Origin of the sequence: Saccharothrix algeriensis (genome assembly GCF_016907655.1) — a bacterium.
Taxonomy (GTDB): domain Bacteria; phylum Actinomycetota; class Actinomycetes; order Mycobacteriales; family Pseudonocardiaceae; genus Actinosynnema; species Actinosynnema algeriense.
In genome coordinates this window covers 5,644,686-5,662,387 of the sequence record NZ_JAFBCL010000001.1, presented here as the reverse complement: position 1 = coordinate 5,662,387, position 17,702 = coordinate 5,644,686, and the positions used below count along the sequence as shown (strand labels likewise).

Sequence of the window (17,702 nt, the reverse complement as noted above, 5' to 3'; positions counted from 1 at the left end):
GGGGCCGGTCGAGTTCTTTGATGGCCAGTCAAAGAACCGACCGAGGAGACCGCCATGCCGGATCCGTCGTCGTCCTCCCCCTCCCCCACGAGCCCGCAGCACGGCCGCGCGCCCTCCACCCCGGCCCTGCGCCGGGGGCTGAAGGTGCTGGGCACCCTGCTGATCACGCTGTCCGCGATCTCCCCCGCGTCCTCGGTCTTCATCATCGCGCCGGGCGTGGTGGGGCAGGCGGGCAGCGGCGCCCTGTGGAGCTTCCTGCTGGCCGCCGTGGTCGGCGTGTTCATGGCGTTCGTCTACGCCGAACTGGCCTCGGCCTACCCGCTCAGCGGCGGCGAGTACGCCATCGTCGCCCGCACGCTGGGCAAGCTGCCCGGCTTCGTCACGCTCGGCCTGCTGATGATCACCCAGCTGCTGATCATCGCCGTGATCGCGCTGGGCGTCGGCGCCTACCTGGAGGTGCTGGTCCCCGGTCTGCCCGGACCCGTGGTGGCCGCCGTGACCACGGTGGGCGCGACCGTGCTCGCGGTGTTCGACGTCAAGCTCAACGCCTGGATCACCGGCGTCTTCCTGGTCATCGAGCTGGCCGCGCTGGCCGTGGTGAGCGCGCTGGGCCTGGTCGACCCGGCCCGGCCGCTGGGCGAGCTGCTGACCTCGCCGGTGGCCGCGTCGCCGGACGGCGTCGTCGGCCCCGCCGCGCTCGGGCTGATCGCCGGCGCCGCGGCCGTGGCGATCTTCTCCTACAACGGCTACGGCTCCGCGGTGTACTTCGGCGAGGAGACCGACGACGCGCACAGGGGCATCGCCCGAGCGATCCTGTGGGCGCTGGCGATCACCGTGGCCTCGGAGCTGATCCCGGTCACCGCCGTGCTGCTGGGCGCGCCGTCGCTGGAGGAGCTGTTCGGCGCGGAGAACATGATGAGCTACTTCGTCACCGCGCAGGCCGGTTCGACGGTGAACGCGGTGATCAGCCTGGCGGTCGCCCTGGCCATCCTCAACGCCGTGCTGGCGATCATCCTGATCACCTCGCGCATGGTCTTCAGCACCGGCCGGGACGCGGCGTGGCCGGGCGCGGTGAGCCGGGCGCTGGCCGCCATCCACCCGCGCACCGGCACCCCATGGGTCGCCACCCTGGTCACCGGAGCCTTCGCCACCGCGCTGTGCTTCGCGGACAAGGACTTCCTGCTCGTGGTGACCGCGACGTCGATCGTCGCCGTGTACGCGGCGCTGTGCCTGGCGGTGCTCAACGGCCGGCGCAACAGGTCCACCGCGCACGCCGCGTACCGGATGCCGTGGTTCCCCCTCGCCCCCTTGCTGGCCCTGGCCGCGCTCGCCTACGTCGTGTGGCAGAACGCCCTGGACCCGGCCGTCGGCCGCCCGAGCCTCGCCATCACCGCGGGCATCGGCGTGGTGTCGGCGCTGTACTACTTGCTGGTGGTGCGGCGACGCGGGGCGTGGGAGCTGAAGGGAGCGGAGGACGACGCCTGAACCGCGGTCGCGGTCGGCGAACCACCCACCGACCGGCACTCGGTACTCGGCACCGCGGAGAGGGAACCGACCGTCCCCGGCCCGAGTCGTCACGGTCGGGGTGACGCTCCCGGCTCGCCGGTCAGCCACAGCAGGTGGGTTTTGGTGCCGTTCCCCTCCTCGAAGTAGCGCAGGGCGGATCCCGGCTCCACGACCAGCGCCCGGAAGTCGCCGCTCCTCGACACCACCTCGGCGTGGTCGTCGAAGGCCATGCCGTAGGCCGCGATGTAGCCGTCGTGGCGACAGCCGTACTCCACTGCGATGGCGAACAGGCGGGGAGCGTCGTCGGTGGCGAGCCCTTCGAGGAAGGCGATGAACCCGGCCGCGTCCCACAGCGGTTCCGGGTCGGTGGCGCCGGTCGTCCGCGGTTCCGCGGTGATCGGGTCGCCGAACCGGGACCCGTCCCGCGCGGCTACCGACGGGGCGTGGTCGGGAGCAGCCCGCAAGCTGCCGCCGACGGGCGCGGAGTTCGTTCCCATACCTGGCACCACTCCTCACTTCTCGGTTTTCCCACGAAAAATCGCGCGAGGCCCGATGCCCGACGGGGCCGCTGCGCGCGCGGGCCGCCACGCCGCTGGACCGATGGGCCGATCGGCCGGCGAAGTGCGCTCGTGGCACTTTTCCTCGTTCTCGGACTCGATGACCTCGAACAGTTCCTCGAACCCCATGGGGGCGAGGGCGATCAGCGCACCCCCGATGAACGCGGGGCCCGGCTGGAGTCCGCCGCCCCTGACCCTCCCCACGGTGGAACGGTTGAGACCCATCGCACGGGCGAGCCCGTAATCAGAGGTGAAGCCCGCCGACAACGATCCTTCCTCGAACGCCTTGAGACGAAGTCTCACCGTGTACGACATCAGCACCTCCGGACAGCCGGCGCGAGTGCCTGGTCGGCCAGGCGTGCGCCCAGCCGAGAATGCGAACGCCACCGCGCCCGAGCCCGATCGCGCTCGCCGGTCCCGCGTGACAGTGGTCGAGCAGTCGAGGACGTGGAAAACAGGACACCCACTGGCCATCTCGCCTCGTTCGAGCGTCCACGGGCGTGTGGAACGCTTGGCGGCAACGCTACGATCAGCCTTGATCGGGAAGAACTGACCGGTGGTGCGAGTGTCGCGACCGATCACGGCCGCTCCGGAAGGCAACCATGGCGAGCAGGGCCACAACCCCGACCCGCAGTCAGGGTCGGCGATCAATCGGGATCGTCTCGGGCTCCGTGTTGAAGTCGAGTCGGCACGCCGCCGGCCTCACCCAAGAACAACTGGCCGAACTCCTCGGCGTGGACGTCACGACGGTCCAGGGGTGGGAGTCGGGCCGCCGCCCCATGTCCGCGATAGGGACCGGCGACTTCATGCGGATAGCCGCGCGACTGGTCCGAGCAGGCGCCCCGGCCTCCACGGGGAATTGTTTGCGCGAGGCGGTCGAGGCCGACCTGGTGCTCTCGACCGGAGTCGAAGCCGGTCGCGGTCGGGTGGACCCGGACCTGCACCCCCTCGCCGCCTGCGTCCACCGCAAGAGCTTGACCAACCTCATCACCTGGCCGTTCACCCGGAGCACGCCGCCACAGCTGTCGGCGTTCATCCCGAAACGCCCGAGGCGCGGTCCGGCGGCGACATACCCGTCGCTCGGCGCCGATGAGCGGAACAGGTTCTTCGACCACCTGCAACTGGTCGCCGACCACAGCAGGAACGCCGAGGACGCGCTGTTGCGGAGGCAAGCGGTGTACCTGCTCGGATTCGACCAACGGCGCGAAGTGGTCGACTGGCTCCGCGCGGAGTGGCAGCGCGCCGGACGGAAAACCTTCCGGTCCGACGACGTGACGGGTCTGCTCGAAGCCCGCTCCGCTTCAGTGGCCCTCGCCTCGGCAGGCGAAGGCGACCACGTCCATGATTTCGTCGTCAAGACGAACGACACGAAGGCCGAACTCGCCAACCTGAACTACTGGGCGCACTGGGTCGGCGAACTCGACGGGACGCGAACCGACGACTCGTTCATGCTCGCCCAGGACAGGCGAGCGTGGACAGGTGTGCGCCTGCTTTCCCACCTCACCGGTCGACTGGACCCGAATTCACCTCACCTGCCGCTGAACCTGCACACCTTGCAGGTACTCGTGGCGTCACGACCCGCCCTGCTCAAAAGCGGGCCCCAGGTGCAGGAAAAGCTCGCACGCGCGCTGGACCGACTGGCCTCCAGCGGTACTCTTACCCGTCTCGGCAGCAGTCACGTCGACATGCTCAACTACGCGTTGCGCATCTCGAACCACTAGGAGCACACGTGTCAGACGAGGCCGTTGAGCTAGCCGCGTTCGGTTACGAACTCGGGGTGCTGAAGAGGGTTCGCCGCTCGGGGTGGTGGCACGCCGGTGTGCGCGATCCGGAATCCGTCGCCGAGCACACGGCGAGGGTCGCGCAACTCGCCGCGCTGATCGCGGCCGAGGAAGGCGCGGACCCGGCACGGGCCGCGTTCCTCGCGCTCTGGCACGACACGCAGGAAACCAGGACCGGCGACCTCCCGCACACCGTGAAGGGCTACCTCGCCAAACCCGACCCACGGCGGATCACGGCGGACCAGACGGCCGACCTCCCGGAACGGTCCCGCGAGGTCGTCCGGAACGCGGTGGAGGAGTACGAGGCCGCCCGGTCCCCCGAGGCGTTGTGCGCCGGCGACGCGGACAAGCTGGAGATGCTGCTCCAAGCAGTCGAGTACCGGGACGTGGGCGTCCAACGGGTCGAGGGCTGGATCGACTCGGCCCGCAAGGACCTGAAGACCGCGACCGCGCGGGGCATCGCGGAGGCCGCCGTCACGACGTCGCCACTCGCGTGGCGCAACCGGTAGCCGCTGCACCGGCGCCGGCCTGGTGCCCGCTCGGCGCGGGCCTCACCCCTCCGGCGGCTTCCGGTCCAAAATGGACATCACTCGCGCGCCGGCCGGACCCGGTCCGGCCCGGTTCGGGTCCGGGGTGCGGGCGGTGACGGTGTGGAAGAGGGGGGCCGGGACGCGGCACTGGTCGATCAGCAGGGTGTCGTCGACGCCCTCCTGCGCCAGCAGCTCCACCGCCCGCGGCAGCAGCGAGGGCTGCTCGATCGCGGCCACCAGGCCGGGTTCGCTGCGCCGCCAGCCGCGGGCCGAGATGGTGGCCATGGCGTTGCGGTAGGACACGTCGCCGAGCGCGCCCAGCCAGCGGGCGCGGTAGAGCAGGGCCTGGAGGCTCACGCCCCACTGCTCCTTGAGCCGCGCCAGGGACTTCCACACCGCGCCGCCCATCGACGCGGGCAGCAGGTCGCGGACCTGGTCGGCGGGCATCAGCAGTTCGGCGGCGAACCGGTGGGCCTGGTCCTCCACCACCCGGCCGCCGGGTTCGGCGTCGCCGTGCATGACGAGGTGGCCCAGCTCGTGGGCCACGTCGAACCGCTGGCGGTAGTAGTCGTGCTTCACCGGGTTGAGCACCACCACGGGGCGCAGGCCGCTGTCGAACGAGTACGCGTCCACCGACGCCGCCTGCGGCGGGCTGAACACCACCAGCACGCCGTGGTTCTCCAGCAGCCGCACCAGGTGCCCGACCGGGCCCGGCCCGATGCCCCACCGCTCGCGGACCAGTCGCGCGGCCCGCTCGGGCCCGTCGCCACCCGGGTCGTCGGCCGCCACCGGCAGCACCGGGACGTCCGGCTCGGGGAACTCGACGTGCCGCTCCAGGCTCGCCGCCACGTCCACCGCCACCTGGCCGTAGGCGAACGCCTGGTCGCGGGCGAGCTGGCTGGTGGAGCGCAGCGACCGGAAGTGCGGCGCGGTGCTCAGCGCGGCCACGTCGTCGGCGCGGACGGCGAAGAAGCCCGGGTCGACCGACAGGCTCAGCGCCAGCTGCGCCACCGTCGCGGGCGTGGGGCGCTTGGCGCCCGACTCCCACGCCGCGACGGCCGTCGGGCTCTTGTCCACCCGGCCCGCCAGCTCGCTCTTGCGCAGCCCGGCGAGCCTGCGGGCCAGCGTCAGCCGGGACCCGTCGAACAGCGGGGCGACGTCCGCCGCCCGCGTGGGCGTGCGAGGGCTCAACGCCCACCGCCGGCACGCCGGTCGGCGCCGGGCTGCTCGGCGGAGCGGTCGCGCAGGCGCACCGGGGCGTCCGGCGCGGTGTCGGGCGCGACGGGCACCGCGCGGGTGGCGCGGCGGCTCGCGCCGGCGGCGGGCAGCCGCAGGACGTCCACCCGCCACGCCCACGCCGGGCCGCCGCCCGCGTTGAGCCGGGCGCGGCCCAGGACCAGCTCGGCCTGCCGGCTGACCGGGTCGAGGCTGTGGGCGACCACGAACGTGTCGAGGTCCAGGCTCCGCGCGCCGAGCGCGAACAGGCCGCCGACCTCCTCCTCGGCCAGGTGCTCGAACAGCGAGGGCTGCGCCGGCTGCGGCTCGCGCTGCAGGGCCACCCGCTGCTTGGTGGTGCTGCGCCGCAGCCACGCCAGCTCGTCGAGCTTGCCGAACTCGCCCGCGGCGAGCAGGAAGCGCCGGTCGCCGACCGCCCAGCCGGGGCTGTTGTTCAGGTTGGACCGCCGCACCGCGCCGGGCCGCACGCGCGGCATCGTGTCGATGTCGCGCCCGGAGAGCCGGGCGTACAGCTCGTCCAGGCCCGAGTGCTCCTCGGGCGCGGCGTAGCGCTCGCAGTGGAAGACCCGGTCCAACCGGTTGCGGAACAGCGTGAACCGGGTGTTGCCCAGCCAGGCGGCGTCGTGGCCGTCGGCCTCGGAGTAGTCCTCCAGCGCGCGGGTGGTCGCCGACAGGTACGCCCAGCGCAGCCCCGCGAGCACACCGGCCGCCCCGAAGTCCGCGATGACCTGCTGCTGTTCCGTCATGGCCGCCAACCTACCCCGCAACCAGCAATTCGTGCGCGGAACTGAACCGGACCGGCGTGTCGCGCCGCCGCGCCGCACCCCCGGGATGCCCCGGTGGCAGGCTCGCGGGCCTTCTATATGGTCGCGCACGTCACTTGACACACCGTACCGGGAGGGGGACGTCCGGTGATCGGGCAGCCCGACGAGGAGGACGTCGAGCGGTGGCGGGACGCGGACGCCCCGCCCGACGACCTCGACCGGGCGCCGCGCCCGGCAGCCGGACCGCGACCGCCCTCCGACGCCGAGCTGGTGGAGTCCGTGCGGGGCGGCGCGGTGCGGGACTACGGGCAGCTCTACCAGCGGCACGTCCACGCCGCCCGCGCCCTGGCCCGGCAGCTGGCCGGCTCCGCCGCCGAGGCCGACGACCTGGTGGCGGACGCGTTCGCCAAGGTGCTCGACGCGCTGCGGGCGGGCGGCGGCCCGGAGACGGCGTTCCGCGCCTACCTGCTCACCGCGCTGCGGAACACCGCCTACGACCGGGCGCGGCGGGACCGCAGGCTGCGGCTGGCCGACGACGTGGGCGCGGTGGCGGGCGTCGAGGAGGTCACCAGCGTCCCGTTCCAGGACCCGGCGGTGGCGACGCTGGAGCGGTCGCTGGCCTGCCGCGCGTTCACGAGCCTGCCCGAGCGGTGGCAGGCGGTGCTGTGGCAGACCGAGGTCGAGGGCCGGTCGCCCGCCGAGCTGGCGCCGCGGTTCGGGCTGACCACCAACGGGGTGGCCGTGCTGGCGCACCGGGCGCGCGAGGGCCTGAAGAAGGCTTACCTCCAGGCGCACCTGGAGCGCGACCCGGCCGGCCGCTGCCGGGCGACGGTCGCGCGGCTGGGCGCGTGGACCCGCAGCGGCCTGGCCCGGCGGGAGACCACCCAGGTGGAGGCGCACCTCGACCGGTGCGGCGAGTGCCGCGCGCTGGCGGCCGAGCTGGCCGACGTCAACGGCACCCTGCGCGCGGTCGTCGCGCCGGTGCTGCTGGGCTCCGGCGTGGCGGGCCACCTGGTCGCGACCGCCGGGGCCGCGGAGGCCGGAGCTGCGGCGGGGGCGGCGGCGGGCGCAGGAGCGGGTACGACAGCAGGCGCAGGGGCGGGGGCAGGGGCGGGCACAACAGCAGGCGCGGGGGCGGGCGCAGGGACGGGCACGACAGCGGGCGCGACAGCGGGCGCGGGTTCGGGAGCGGGGCCGGTCGGGCACTGGCTCGGCGCGGTGGCGTCCGCGACCGCGGTGGTGGCCGCCACCGTGTGGAGCATCGGGGCGGGGCCGCAGCCGGGCGCGCCGCCCGCGTGGGCCGAGCCGCCCGTGCCCGGCCCGGCGACCGGCACCACCGCACCGGCCCCGCCGACGACCGGCGCCGGCGCGACCACCGCGACCACCGCGACGGCCGGCGCCACGACCGACCCCGCGACGGGCGCGACGACGCGGGCCGCGACCGGGGAGACCGGCCCGCCGGCCCCCGCCGGCACGTCGGACCCGCTGCCGCCGGCGGCGGCCGAACCGCTGGAGCCGGTCGTGCCCGAGGCGTTCACCCTGCGCACCGGGGGACCCCCGGCCGAGCTGCCGGTGACCCTGCGCAACACCGGTCGCGCACCCGCCCCCGCGCCGACGCTCACGCTGTCCCTGCCCGACGGCGTCCAGGTGGTCGGGCCCGGTGACGCCCTCGCCGGGCGCCGGCTGCTGCGCCTGGACGGCGCGGCGCCCACCGTCGGGTGCCCGGCGGGCCGGGGCGCGGTGACCTGCTCGGCCGAGCGGCAGCTGCCGCCCGGCGGCTCGGTGACGTTCGTCCTGCGCCTGCTCGCCGGGCCGAAGGCGGGCGGCGGCACGATCGGCGGCACGGCCACGGCCGGCGCGCTCCCGGCGACGCGGGTGGTGGTGACCCTCTCGATCACGCCGAAGAGGTGAACCCGACAGGGGGACGGTGTCCGCACAAATCGGCACCCGGATGTCACAGCTCGCCGGCAGCGGTGCGTCATCGGGTGTCGAGCCGTCCCGAGGACCGTTACCGGACCGAGCGAAAACGTCAGTCGTTCGAGGGGCGCGCCTTGTGGCGCGGTCTCACGCGGGGCGACTGTTGCTCATGGAACTCGACGCCCTCGCGCTGCTCAGAGAAGGACTGCCGGACACCGCCGCACCCCGCCGCCGGATCGTGGTCGTGGGCGCCGGGATGGCCGGCCTCACCGCCGCCCTGCTGCTGAAGGAGGCCGGCCACGACGTCACCGTCCTGGAAGGACAGAACCGGCTGGGCGGGCGCATCCTGACCCACCGCGACTTCGCCGGCGACATGTACGGCGAGTTCGGGGCGATGCGCTTCCCGCTCCAGCACCCGATGGCCCAGTGGCTCATCCAGGAGAAGTTCGGCCTGGACACCCGGCCGTTCCCGATGTACGACGAGGACACCTTCATCTACCTGCAGGGCAAGGGGGTGCGCCGGCGGGACTTCCAGGCCGACTCGTTCGCCTTCGACCTGACCCCCGACGAGGCGTCCCGGACGCCGCACGACCTGCTGCGGCACACCGTGCAGCCGCTGGTGGACGTCATGGAGCAGGAGGACGAGGGCAAGGCTTGGCACCGGCTGCTCGACGAGTACGACAAGTACACGCTGCTGGGCTACCTGAAGGAGCGCGGCCTCGGCGACGGCGCGCTGGCCATGCTGGGCCCGCTGTTCAACCTGGAGGGCCGGTACCACTTCTCGCTGGTCGAGTGGTTCTCGCACTACTACGAGGACGTGTTCGGCCAACTCGTCTACATCACCGACGGGGCCGATTCGCTGCCCAGGGCGTTCGAGCCGTACCTGATGGACGACATCCGGTTCGGCGCGCAGGTGCACGCGGTCGACCAGTCCGACACCGACGTGCGCGTGCACTACCGGGCGGGCCGCCGGTCCTACGAGGTCGTCGCCGACGAGTGCATCGTGACGGTGCCGTTCGCGAGCCTGCGGCACATGGAGATCGGCGGGTTGGACCCGGACAAGTGGTACGCGATCCGCAACACCTACTACGGGCGGGCGCACAAGCTCTTCATGCAGTTCAGCGAGCGGTGGTGGGAGAGCTCGTACGGCATCACGCACGGGTTGACGGTGACCGACCTGGCGATCCGCAACATCGTCTACCCGCCGGCGGGGCAGGACACCCGGTTCCGCAAGGGCGTGATGATCGCGTCCTACTGCTGGGAGCAGGACAGCATGCCCTACACGCCGCTGGCCGGCGAGGAGTGCGTCGCGCAGGCGCTGGAGGACCTGACCAAGATCCACCCCGAGGCGCGGGACACCTTCGAGCACGGCGTCTACAAGGATTGGGCGCTGGACTGGTTCGCCTGCGGCATCGGGCCGCTGTTCCGGGCGTACGAGATGAGCGAGTCGTTCTACGACGACGTGATCCGGCCGGTGAACCGGGTGTGGTTCGCCAACGACGCCTGCGACCGCCGCCACCGGCGCTGGGTGGAGGGCGCGCTGAAGGCCGCGGTCAAGAACGCCTACGCGATCCACTCCGGGATGCGGGACGAGATGCCGTGGCGGGACTGACCGGTGCGGGGGTGTGACCACCCCGACCACACCGACCACTCGGTCCGCAGTGGACCGGCGTCACCACCGCGGGAACGCCGGTCCACTGTGGACGGGGTCGGCGCCGGCGCTCACTCCATGACGAAACCGCCGTTGGGGCTCAACGTCTGCCCGGTCAGGTAGGAGCCGTCCGGCCCGACCAGGAACGCCACCGCCGAGGCGATCTCCGCGGGCAGGCCGAACCGCCCCAGCGCGATCTGCCGCTCCAGGTCCTGCCGCACCACCGGCGCCATCACGTCGCCCAGCGGCGTGTCGATGTAGCCGGGCGCGACGCAGTTGACGCGGATGCCCTGCGGCGCGACGTCCCGGGCCACCGCCCTGGTGAAGCCCTCGATGCCCGCCTTGGCCGCCGAGTAGTGCGGGATGTGCGCGCAGCCGGTCAGGCCGCAGACGGAGGACACGTTGACGATCACCGAGCCGGCGCGCATGTGCCGCAGGGCGGCGCGCGTGCCGTAGAACGTGCCGTCCAGGTGGACTCCCAGCATCCGGTGCCACGCCTCATCGCTGATGTTGACCGTCGCCTCCAGGGCGGTCGAGGGCGTGCCGGCCGCCGTCTCCGCCAGCCGCGTCGCGAGCCGCCCGAACGCCTCGTCGGCCTCCTGGCCGCCCCGGATCCCCGCGTTGTTGACCAGGATGTCCAGCCGGCCGTAGGTCTCGACGACCGAGCGCACCGCCTCGTCCACCTGGGCGGAGTCGGCCACGTCCGCGACCACCGCCATGCCGCGCGTCAGCAGGCCCGCGGTGATCTCGGCGCCGGTCGAGTCCACGTCCAGCGCGGCCACCCGCGCGCCCTCCGCGTCCAGTCGGCGGGCGATCGCTTCGCCGATCCCCGAACCGGCGCCGGTCACCAGCGCCACCTTGCCCTCGATGCTGCCCATGCCCGCAGACGCTAGTGAGGGGCCGGCCACCGGCTGTGGGCTCGGCCACAGCCGGTGCGCTGGCGGTCAACGGGTGTTCGCCATCGGGCAAGCGCTGGTGTGGTCGCCGTCGCACTCTGATGGCCGTACCGGGCGGACGGAGGCGGCATGACCGAGGTGGACCGACGGATCACGACGGCGCGCGACGGAGGCGGGGTCGTCGGGTTCGGCAGGAGGGTGCTGCGCGCGGAGTCCAGCAGCGTGTTGATCGCGACGATCCTGCTGGTGCTCGTCATCGGCGCGCTGCGACCGACGTTCCTCTCCGTCGGGCAGCTCAAGGACGTGCTCAACAACTCGGTGTACGTGGCGCTGCTGGCGGCGGGCATGGCCTTCCTGCTGGCGATGCGCGAGATCGACCTGTCCGTGGGCGCCATGTTCGGGCTCTCGCTGATCACCACGGCGCTGCTGATGCGCGACGGGTTCGACCCGTGGCTCGCGTGCGGCGCGGGGATCGTGCTGGGCGCGGTGCTGGGCCTGGCGAACGCGTTGGTGGTGCAGCACATCGCGATCCCGGCGTTCGTGGCGACCCTGGCCACGATGCAGCTCTACCGGGGGTTGGCGGTGGCGCTGGGGGACGGGCAGCAGGTCACCGGCCTGCCGCTGGAGCACTCGTTCTTCACCGTGCTCGGCGGCGAGCTGCTGGGGCTGCCGGTGAGCGTGTGGATCCTCATCGCGGTCACCGCGGGGCTCACCGTGGTCCTGCGCTGGACCCCGTTCGGCTACCGGGTGCGCTCCATCGGGTCCAACCCGGACGCCGCGGCGTTCTCCGGCATCTCCATCGCGCGCACCCGGCTGTACGTGCTGGTGATGGTCGGCGCGGTCGCGGGCCTGGCCGGCGTGCTCGGCCTGGCGTTCTTCACCTCCGGTGACCCGAACATCGGCGTCGGGTTCGAGCTGCAGGCCATCGCCGCGGCGGTCATCGGCGGCACGCCGCTGCGCGGCGGCGTCGCGACCGTGGTCGGCGCCGTGTTCGGCGCGATCCTGCTGGGCGTGGTCTCCAGCGGGCTCGTGTACTTCAGCATCCCCGCGAACTGGAGCGGCTTCGCCACCGGCCTGGTCGTCCTGCTGGCGGTCGGTGTGGACAGCGCGCTGCGCAGTCGGCAGCGGGCGCGCGAATCGATGCTCGGCCTGTGAACCCCCGCGTAGGAAAGAGGTCCCTGATGCGTCCCCATCGGTACGTGGCGGCGTTGGCCGTCGCCGGTCTGCTGGCCGGCTGCGGCACGGCGGAGTCCGGCTCCGACGGCCCGCTCAAGATGGCGTTCGTCTACGCCACCTCGACGCAGAACCCGTTCCAGGAGATGGCCTTCGGCGCGAAGGCCGGCGCGGCCGACGCCGGGAACGTCGACCTGGCCCTGAGCGCGCCGTCCAGCGTGGACGGTCCGCAGGAGGTCTCGCTGTTCCAGTCGGCGATCCGCAACTCGCCGGACGGGGTGGCGCTGGAGACGCTGACGCCGGACCTGTTCGTGCGCCCGCTCAACCAGGCGGCCGACCTCAAGGTGCCGGTGGTGGCGGTGGACACCGCTCCCCCGGCCGGCACCAAGGTCGACCTCTACATCGGCAACAGCAACACCGAGGTGGGCAGGCTGCTCGGCGAGGAGTTCGTCAAGCAGGTGCCGGAGGACGCCACCGGCGAGGTCGTGCTGGGCAACGCGATCCCCGGCCTGACCCTGCTGCAGCAGCGGCTGGACGGCATGACGTCGGTGATCAAGGAGAAGCGGCCGAACCTGACGATCAGCGGCCCGTTCGACTCCGGCTCGGAGCCCACGTCGAACTTCACCAAGTGGAACGACATCGTCAAGGCGCACCCGGACGCGATCGCCTACCTCGGCGTGGGCGCGCAGGACGCGGTGTCGCTGGCGCTGATCCAGAAGAACACCGGCCGCAAGTTCCTCGCGGGCTCGTGCGACCCGGACGTGGCGGCGCTGCAGGCGGTCAAGGACGGCTACGTGTTCGCCCTGGCCTCGCCCGAGCACTGGATGAAGGGCTACATCGCGCTGCGGCTGCTGGCCGACCACAAGCGCACCGGCAAGGAGCTGCCCAAGGGCTGGTGGAACACCGGCTCGCTGGTGGTCAACGCGGCCAACATCGACCAGATCATGGAGCGGCAGAAGGACGAGGCTTCCCGCAAGGCCGCCTTCCAGGCCGAGGGCGAGAAGCAGCTGGCCGACCCGTCCAAGCACATCAAGCCCATCGGAGAGGCCAACTGATGCACGCCCTCACCGCGCAGGGGATCACCAAGACCTACGGCGGGGTCACCGCGCTGGCCGGAGCGGACCTGACGCTGCGCCCCGGCTCGGTGCACGCGCTGCTCGGCGAGAACGGCGCGGGCAAGTCCACGCTGATCAAGGTGATCACCGGGGCGGTGGCGCCGGACTCGGGCACGCTGCGGCTGGCGGGCGCGGACGTCGCGTTCGCCAGCACGGCCCAGGCGGCGGCCAACGGCGTCGCCGTGGTGTCGCAGGAGCTGAACCTGTTCCCCGACCTGGACGTGCTGGCGAACCTCTACCCGATGCGCGAGCCGCGCCGGGGCGCGCTGGTCGACCGGGCGGTGATGCAGGCCCGCGCGACGCCGGTGCTGGAGCAGCTCGGGCTCGACGTCGACCCGCGCGCGAAGCTCGGCTCGCTGTCGCTGGCGCAGCGGCAGCTGGTGGAGATCGCCAAGGCGCTGATCGTCGAGCCCCGGGTGCTCATCCTGGACGAGCCGACCTCCGCGCTGGACAAGGACAGCTCCGGCCGCCTGCTGGACGTCCTGCGGGTGCTGCGCGACCGGCAGGTCGCGGTGGTGTTCGTGTCGCACATCCTCGAAGAGGTGATGAACCTGTGCGACGAGATCACCGTGCTGCGCGAGGGCCGGACCGTGCTGGACGCCCGGCCGCGCGCCGAGCTGGACATCGGCGACGTCGTGCACGCCATGCTCGGCCAGGACCTGCCCACCCCGGTGCGGACCACCGGCACGCCGTCGGCGGCGAAGCTGGAGCTGCGGCGGGTCAGCGTGCCCGACCGGCTCACCGAGGTCGACCTGACCTGCTCGGGCGGCGAGATCGTCGGGCTGGCCGGGCTGGCGGGCTCGGGGCACACCTCGGCGCTGGAGGTCGTCGCCGGCATCCGGCGGCCGACCGCGGGCTCGGTGAGCCTGCCCGGCGGCGGCACGCCCCGCAGCTTCCGGTCGGCCATCGCGGCCGGGGTGGCGCTGGTCTCCGGTGACCGGCGGCGCGTCGGCCTGATGCTGGACAAGCCGGTCTGGGAGAACATCGCCCAGGTCAAGCCGGTGGCGATGGCCGGCGCGCCGCTGCTGCGGACCGGCGCGCTGCGGGACTCGGCGCGGGAGCTGGCGCAGCGGGTGCGCGTCCAGCCGCCCACCGTGGACACCCGGGCCGGCCTGCTCTCCGGCGGCAACCAGCAGAAGGTGGTGCTGGCGAAGTGGCTCGCGGCCGACCCGTCGGTGCTGCTGCTGGACGACCCGACCCGCGGCGTGGACCTCGGCGCGCGCAACGAGATCCACGCCCTGCTGCGCAGCGTCGCCGAGCAGGGCAAGGTCGTGGTGATGTGCTCGACCGACCTGGACGAGCTGGTCTCGGCGTGCGACCGGGTCGTGGTGTTCCACAAGGGCCGGGTGTGCGCGGAGCTGACCGGCGACCGGATCGACCAGCACACCATCCTGCGCACGATGAACACCGGGCAGCTCTGACCGGCCCTCACGCGCCGCACCCGGCCGGCCGGTCGGAACCACTCGTTGGTGCGAGGCTCGCCCCCGGCTGGCGGATGGCCGGCCGGGGCGCGCGCTGCCACCCTCGACCCTTGTGACGGACACCGCCCCCGCTGCGCCCTCGGCCGACGGCCGCACCCCCGACCAGGCGGCCGGTCCGGTCCCGGGCTGGACCGCGCCGAGCGGGCTGGGCACCTCCGCGGCCCGCGTCGCGGCGCGGTTCGCCCAGGCCCTGCCCGAGCCGCCGGCCGGGGCACCGGTCGGCGCGCAGCCGCCGGCCGCCCCGCCCGCCACCGCCGCCGCGACCGCGCCCATCACCGCGCCCACCCGGACCGTGCCGGTCACGCAGGTCCTGCCCGGCGCGTCGGCCGCGTCGATCACGCAGGCCCTGGCCACGGCCCCGACCGCGCCGGTGGGCGCGGTCACCGACCCGGCCTACGCCGAGCGCCCCTGGGGCGACGGCTCGGCCCCGCCGCTGTACGTGCCGGTGGCCGAGCGGGTCGACGACGCCCTCACCGAGGTCGTGGAGGACCTGCTGGTCGACTGGGGGCGGGAGTGCGGCTTCCGGGGCGAGGAGCTGGACCAGCTGCGCGCCGCGGGGTTCGGGTGGCTGGCCGTGCTCACCCACACCGACACCGACGACCCGCAGCGGCTGCTGGTCGCGGCCCGGCTCAACGCCGCCTGGTGGGCCGCCGACGACCTCTACGCCGACGACAGCGGGATGGGCGCGACGCCCGCCGCGCTGCCGCCCCGGCTCGCGCTGGTGATGTCGGCGATGGACCCGGTGCCGCCCACCGGGCGGTTCACCGCGCCCCTGGAGGAGGCGCTGCGCTCGGAGCCGGTGCTGGTGGCGCTGCGCTCGGCGGTCGACCACCTCGCCCGGCACGGCACCCCGGCGCAGGTCCAGCGGGTGTGCTACTCGACCTTCGCGATGTTCGTCAGCTGGGACGCCTACGCGGCCTGGCGGCACACCGGGCAGTACCCGCCCGCCTGGGAGTACCTGGCCGCGCGGCAGCACGACAGCTTCTACACGTCGATGACGGTGGTGGACGTCGTCGGCGGGTACGAGCTGCCCGCGAACCTCTACTACGACCCGCGGGTGCGGCAGGCCGCGTTCCGGGCCGGCACCGCGGCGGTGATCGTCAACGACCTGATGTCGGTGGCCAAGGACGCCGCCGACGAGGTGCAGGTGTGCAACCTGGTGCTCCAGGTCGCCGCCGACCGGCGGTGCTCGCTCGCCGAGGCCACCGAGGTCGCCGTGGACCTGCACAACCGGCTGGTCCGCGACTTCGAGGCGGACCACCGCGAGCTGGCCGCGCTGCCCTCACCCGAGCTGCACCGGTTCCTGCGCGGCCTGCGGGCGTGGATGGGCGGCGGTTTCGAGTGGCACAACACCAACCCGCGCTACCGGAGCTGACCGCGCCGGTCAGCCCGCCATCAGCTCGGCGGCCTTCTCCGCGATCATCACCGTGGGCGTGTTGGTGTTGCCGGACACGACGGTGGGCATGACCGAGGCGTCGGCCACCCGCAGCCCGGCGACGCCGCGCACCCGCAGCTCCGCGTCCACCACCGAGCCCATCGCGCAGGTGCCCGCCTGGTGGTGGTAGGTGACCACGGACCGGCGCACGTAGTCGCGCAGTTCGAGCTTGCCCGGGTACAGCTCGTCGGCGCCCCACTCCTCCAGGGCGCGCTCGTGGCCGATCTCCTGGCACAGCAGGACGGCCTCCACCAGGGCGTCGAGGTCGGCGGGCTCGGAGAGCACGCGCGGGTCGATCACCGGCGGCCCGTCGGGGCTCGACAGCGTGAGCCGGCCGGTGCTGCGCGGGCGGATCAGGCCGGCCATCAGCGAGAAGCCGTTGTCCGGGCCGGACATCCACTTCTCGTACAGCGGGGCGCTGAAGTGCAGCGGCTGGAGGTCCGGCGTCGGCAGGCCGGGCCGGCTGCGCCAGAACAGGTGCGTCTGCGCGGGCGGCAGGCCCGGCGCGTGCGTGATCGGCTTGGCCGCGCTGAACACCGTCGGCACCAGCCAGTGGTCCTGGAGGTTCTCGCCCACGCCCGGCAGGTCGGCGACCACGTCGACGCCCAGGGCGCGCAGCTCGTCGGCCGGCCCGATGCCCGAGCGCAGCAGCACCTGCGGCGAGCCGATCGCGCCCGCGCCGAGCACCACCTCGCCGGCCCGCGCGCGGCGGACCCGGTCGTACTCGGTCCACTCGACACCGGTGCAGCGGTCGCCGGACATCAGCAGCCGGCGGACGTGGGCGTTGGTGACCAGGGTGAACCTCGGGTGGTCCAGCACGGGGGCGAGGTAGGCGCGGGCGGTGGTGTGGCGCCGGCCGTCGGCGATGGTGAACTGCATCCGGCTCACGCCGGTCTGGTCCGCGCCGTTGTAGTCCGGGTTGAACGGCACGCCCGCCTGCTGCGCGGAGGCCAGGATCGCCTCCTGGACGGGGTCGAGGGCGGTGTCGCGCAGGATGGTCAGCGGGCCGCTCTCGATGCGCCGGAACACCGGCTCGACGTCCGCCCAGGACCAGCCCGCGTTGCCGGCGGCGGCCCAGCCGTCGTAGTCGGCGGGGTTGCCCCGGACGTGGATCATCGCGTTCAGCGCGTGCGAACCGCCCAGCACCCGACCCCTCGGCAGGTGCAGCGGGCGGTTCGCCGCGTCCCGTTGGGGAACCGTGCGCAGGCCCCAGTCCTGCGCGCTGTCCCACAGCTCGTGCATCCGCGCCGGGTCGTGGATGGCCGGGTTGGTGTCCCGCTCGCCGGCTTCCAGCAGCAGCACCGTGCCCTCGGTGAGGTCCAGCAGCCGCCGCGCCAGCACGCAACCGGCCGTGCCCCCGCCCACCACCACGAAGTCCGCGTCGACCATGCGCCCAGTCCAGCAAACCGGCGGCCGGCCTCCTTGAACCGCAGCGCACGGCCGTTGACCGGCCGCGCATCGTCCCACCCGGACCGCAGGACTGCGGCCCGGATCCGTGCCACGCGGGTGTCGGGCGGTCCCGGACGACCGCGGCACGACCCCGGGCCCGCTCCCGGCCCCATTCCCGGCTTCATTCCCGGTCCGCTTCAGGCCCCGCTCCCGGCCCACTCCCGGTCCGCTTCCGGCCCCGCTTCCGGGCGCGGTGAGCGGGGGGCGCCCG

15 protein-coding genes are annotated in these 17,702 nt (G+C 73.5%); 9 read left to right on the top strand and 6 right to left on the bottom strand.

The features are described 5' to 3' along the window. Positions 1-54 precede the first annotated feature (54 nt). Positions 55-1,485 carry an APC family permease gene (locus JOE68_RS25885; RefSeq protein WP_204844885.1) on the top strand — a complete coding sequence of 477 codons (1,431 nt, stop codon included), beginning with the start codon at positions 55-57 and terminating at the stop codon, positions 1,483-1,485. Between the two features lie 89 nt (positions 1,486-1,574). Here JOE68_RS25885 and JOE68_RS25880 read toward each other — a convergent pair whose 3' ends face one another. Both JOE68_RS25880 and JOE68_RS32285 read right to left on the bottom strand, forming a co-directional pair. Then, positions 1,575-2,003, bottom strand: coding sequence for a hypothetical protein (locus JOE68_RS25880; protein ID WP_204844884.1), 429 nt, complete (start codon positions 2,001-2,003; stop codon positions 1,575-1,577). Between the two features lie 15 nt (positions 2,004-2,018). Continuing rightward, the gene (locus JOE68_RS32285; protein WP_307819899.1) at positions 2,019-2,645 is read right to left on the bottom strand and encodes a hypothetical protein; all 627 of its coding nucleotides are present in this window, start codon (positions 2,643-2,645) and stop codon (positions 2,019-2,021) included. Positions 2,646-2,734: 89 nt separating this feature from the next. On the opposite strand from JOE68_RS32285, the gene JOE68_RS25870 reads away from it, so the two are divergent. Beyond that, a complete protein-coding gene (locus JOE68_RS25870; protein ID WP_204844883.1) occupies positions 2,735-3,784 on the top strand; it encodes a helix-turn-helix domain-containing protein in 1,050 nt (349 codons plus the stop codon). An 8-nt stretch (positions 3,785-3,792) separates the two neighbouring features. Further along, positions 3,793-4,353 carry an HD domain-containing protein gene (locus JOE68_RS25865; protein WP_204844882.1) on the top strand — a complete coding sequence of 187 codons (561 nt, stop codon included), beginning with the start codon at positions 3,793-3,795 and terminating at the stop codon, positions 4,351-4,353. A 42-nt stretch (positions 4,354-4,395) separates the two neighbouring features. Here JOE68_RS25865 and JOE68_RS25860 read toward each other — a convergent pair whose 3' ends face one another. Beyond that, on the bottom strand, positions 4,396-5,565 hold the full coding sequence (locus tag JOE68_RS25860; RefSeq protein WP_204844881.1) for a helix-turn-helix domain-containing protein: 1,170 nt from the start codon (positions 5,563-5,565) through the stop codon (positions 4,396-4,398). Continuing rightward, positions 5,562-6,356: a hypothetical protein gene (locus JOE68_RS25855; RefSeq protein WP_204844880.1), complete on the bottom strand. Its 795-nt coding sequence runs from the start codon at positions 6,354-6,356 to the stop codon at positions 5,562-5,564. Before JOE68_RS25855 ends, JOE68_RS25860 begins: the two co-directional genes overlap by 4 nt. A gap of 165 nt (positions 6,357-6,521) precedes the next feature. Between JOE68_RS25855 and JOE68_RS25850 the strand changes: the two genes are divergently transcribed. Together JOE68_RS25850 and JOE68_RS25845 are read left to right on the top strand one after the other, a co-directional pair. Continuing rightward, entirely contained in the window at positions 6,522-8,285 is a 1,764-nt protein-coding gene (locus tag JOE68_RS25850) for a sigma-70 family RNA polymerase sigma factor (protein WP_204844879.1), read from the top strand. Positions 8,286-8,460: 175 nt separating this feature from the next. Continuing rightward, the gene (locus tag JOE68_RS25845) at positions 8,461-9,903 is read left to right on the top strand and encodes a flavin monoamine oxidase family protein (RefSeq protein ID WP_204844878.1); all 1,443 of its coding nucleotides are present in this window, start codon (positions 8,461-8,463) and stop codon (positions 9,901-9,903) included. A 110-nt stretch (positions 9,904-10,013) separates the two neighbouring features. On the opposite strand, the gene JOE68_RS25840 is transcribed toward JOE68_RS25845, so the two are convergent. Beyond that, the gene (locus JOE68_RS25840; protein WP_204844877.1) at positions 10,014-10,820 is read right to left on the bottom strand and encodes an SDR family NAD(P)-dependent oxidoreductase; all 807 of its coding nucleotides are present in this window, start codon (positions 10,818-10,820) and stop codon (positions 10,014-10,016) included. Between the two features lie 147 nt (positions 10,821-10,967). Between JOE68_RS25840 and JOE68_RS25835 the strand changes: the two genes are divergently transcribed. From JOE68_RS25835 to JOE68_RS25820, 4 genes are all read left to right on the top strand, one after another. Then, the gene (locus tag JOE68_RS25835; RefSeq protein ID WP_204844876.1) at positions 10,968-11,993 is read left to right on the top strand and encodes an ABC transporter permease; all 1,026 of its coding nucleotides are present in this window, start codon (positions 10,968-10,970) and stop codon (positions 11,991-11,993) included. A 26-nt stretch (positions 11,994-12,019) separates the two neighbouring features. Further along, positions 12,020-13,066 (top strand): sugar ABC transporter substrate-binding protein, encoded by a 1,047-nt coding sequence (locus JOE68_RS25830; protein ID WP_204844875.1) that lies wholly within the window; start codon positions 12,020-12,022, stop codon positions 13,064-13,066. Next, the gene (locus JOE68_RS25825) at positions 13,066-14,547 is read left to right on the top strand and encodes a sugar ABC transporter ATP-binding protein (RefSeq protein WP_204844874.1); all 1,482 of its coding nucleotides are present in this window, start codon (positions 13,066-13,068) and stop codon (positions 14,545-14,547) included. Before JOE68_RS25830 ends, JOE68_RS25825 begins: the two co-directional genes overlap by 1 nt. Before the next feature lie 112 nt (positions 14,548-14,659). Continuing rightward, positions 14,660-15,982 (top strand): family 2 encapsulin nanocompartment cargo protein terpene cyclase, encoded by a 1,323-nt coding sequence (locus JOE68_RS25820; RefSeq protein ID WP_307819898.1) that lies wholly within the window; start codon positions 14,660-14,662, stop codon positions 15,980-15,982. A 9-nt stretch (positions 15,983-15,991) separates the two neighbouring features. Here JOE68_RS25820 and JOE68_RS25815 read toward each other — a convergent pair whose 3' ends face one another. After that, the gene (locus JOE68_RS25815) at positions 15,992-17,431 is read right to left on the bottom strand and encodes a GMC family oxidoreductase (protein WP_204844873.1); all 1,440 of its coding nucleotides are present in this window, start codon (positions 17,429-17,431) and stop codon (positions 15,992-15,994) included. Between the last annotated feature and the right edge of the window lie 271 nt (positions 17,432-17,702).

Excerpts from the sequence above, each read along its gene's own strand:
- JOE68_RS25885 (WP_204844885.1), top strand. The coding sequence starts at position 55 with ATGCCGGATCCGTCGTCGTCCTCCCCCTCCCCCACGAGCCCGCAGCAC.
- JOE68_RS25880 (WP_204844884.1), bottom strand. The coding sequence starts at position 2,003 with ATGGGAACGAACTCCGCGCCCGTCGGCGGCAGCTTGCGGGCTGCTCCC.
- JOE68_RS25855 (WP_204844880.1), bottom strand. The coding sequence starts at position 6,356 with ATGACGGAACAGCAGCAGGTCATCGCGGACTTCGGGGCGGCCGGTGTG.
- JOE68_RS25845 (WP_204844878.1), top strand. The coding sequence starts at position 8,461 with ATGGAACTCGACGCCCTCGCGCTGCTCAGAGAAGGACTGCCGGACACC.
- JOE68_RS25840 (WP_204844877.1), bottom strand. The coding sequence starts at position 10,820 with ATGGGCAGCATCGAGGGCAAGGTGGCGCTGGTGACCGGCGCCGGTTCG.
- JOE68_RS25835 (WP_204844876.1), top strand. The coding sequence starts at position 10,968 with ATGACCGAGGTGGACCGACGGATCACGACGGCGCGCGACGGAGGCGGG.
- JOE68_RS25830 (WP_204844875.1), top strand. The coding sequence starts at position 12,020 with ATGCGTCCCCATCGGTACGTGGCGGCGTTGGCCGTCGCCGGTCTGCTG.
- JOE68_RS25825 (WP_204844874.1), top strand. The coding sequence starts at position 13,066 with ATGCACGCCCTCACCGCGCAGGGGATCACCAAGACCTACGGCGGGGTC.
- JOE68_RS25815 (WP_204844873.1), bottom strand. The coding sequence starts at position 17,431 with ATGGTCGACGCGGACTTCGTGGTGGTGGGCGGGGGCACGGCCGGTTGC.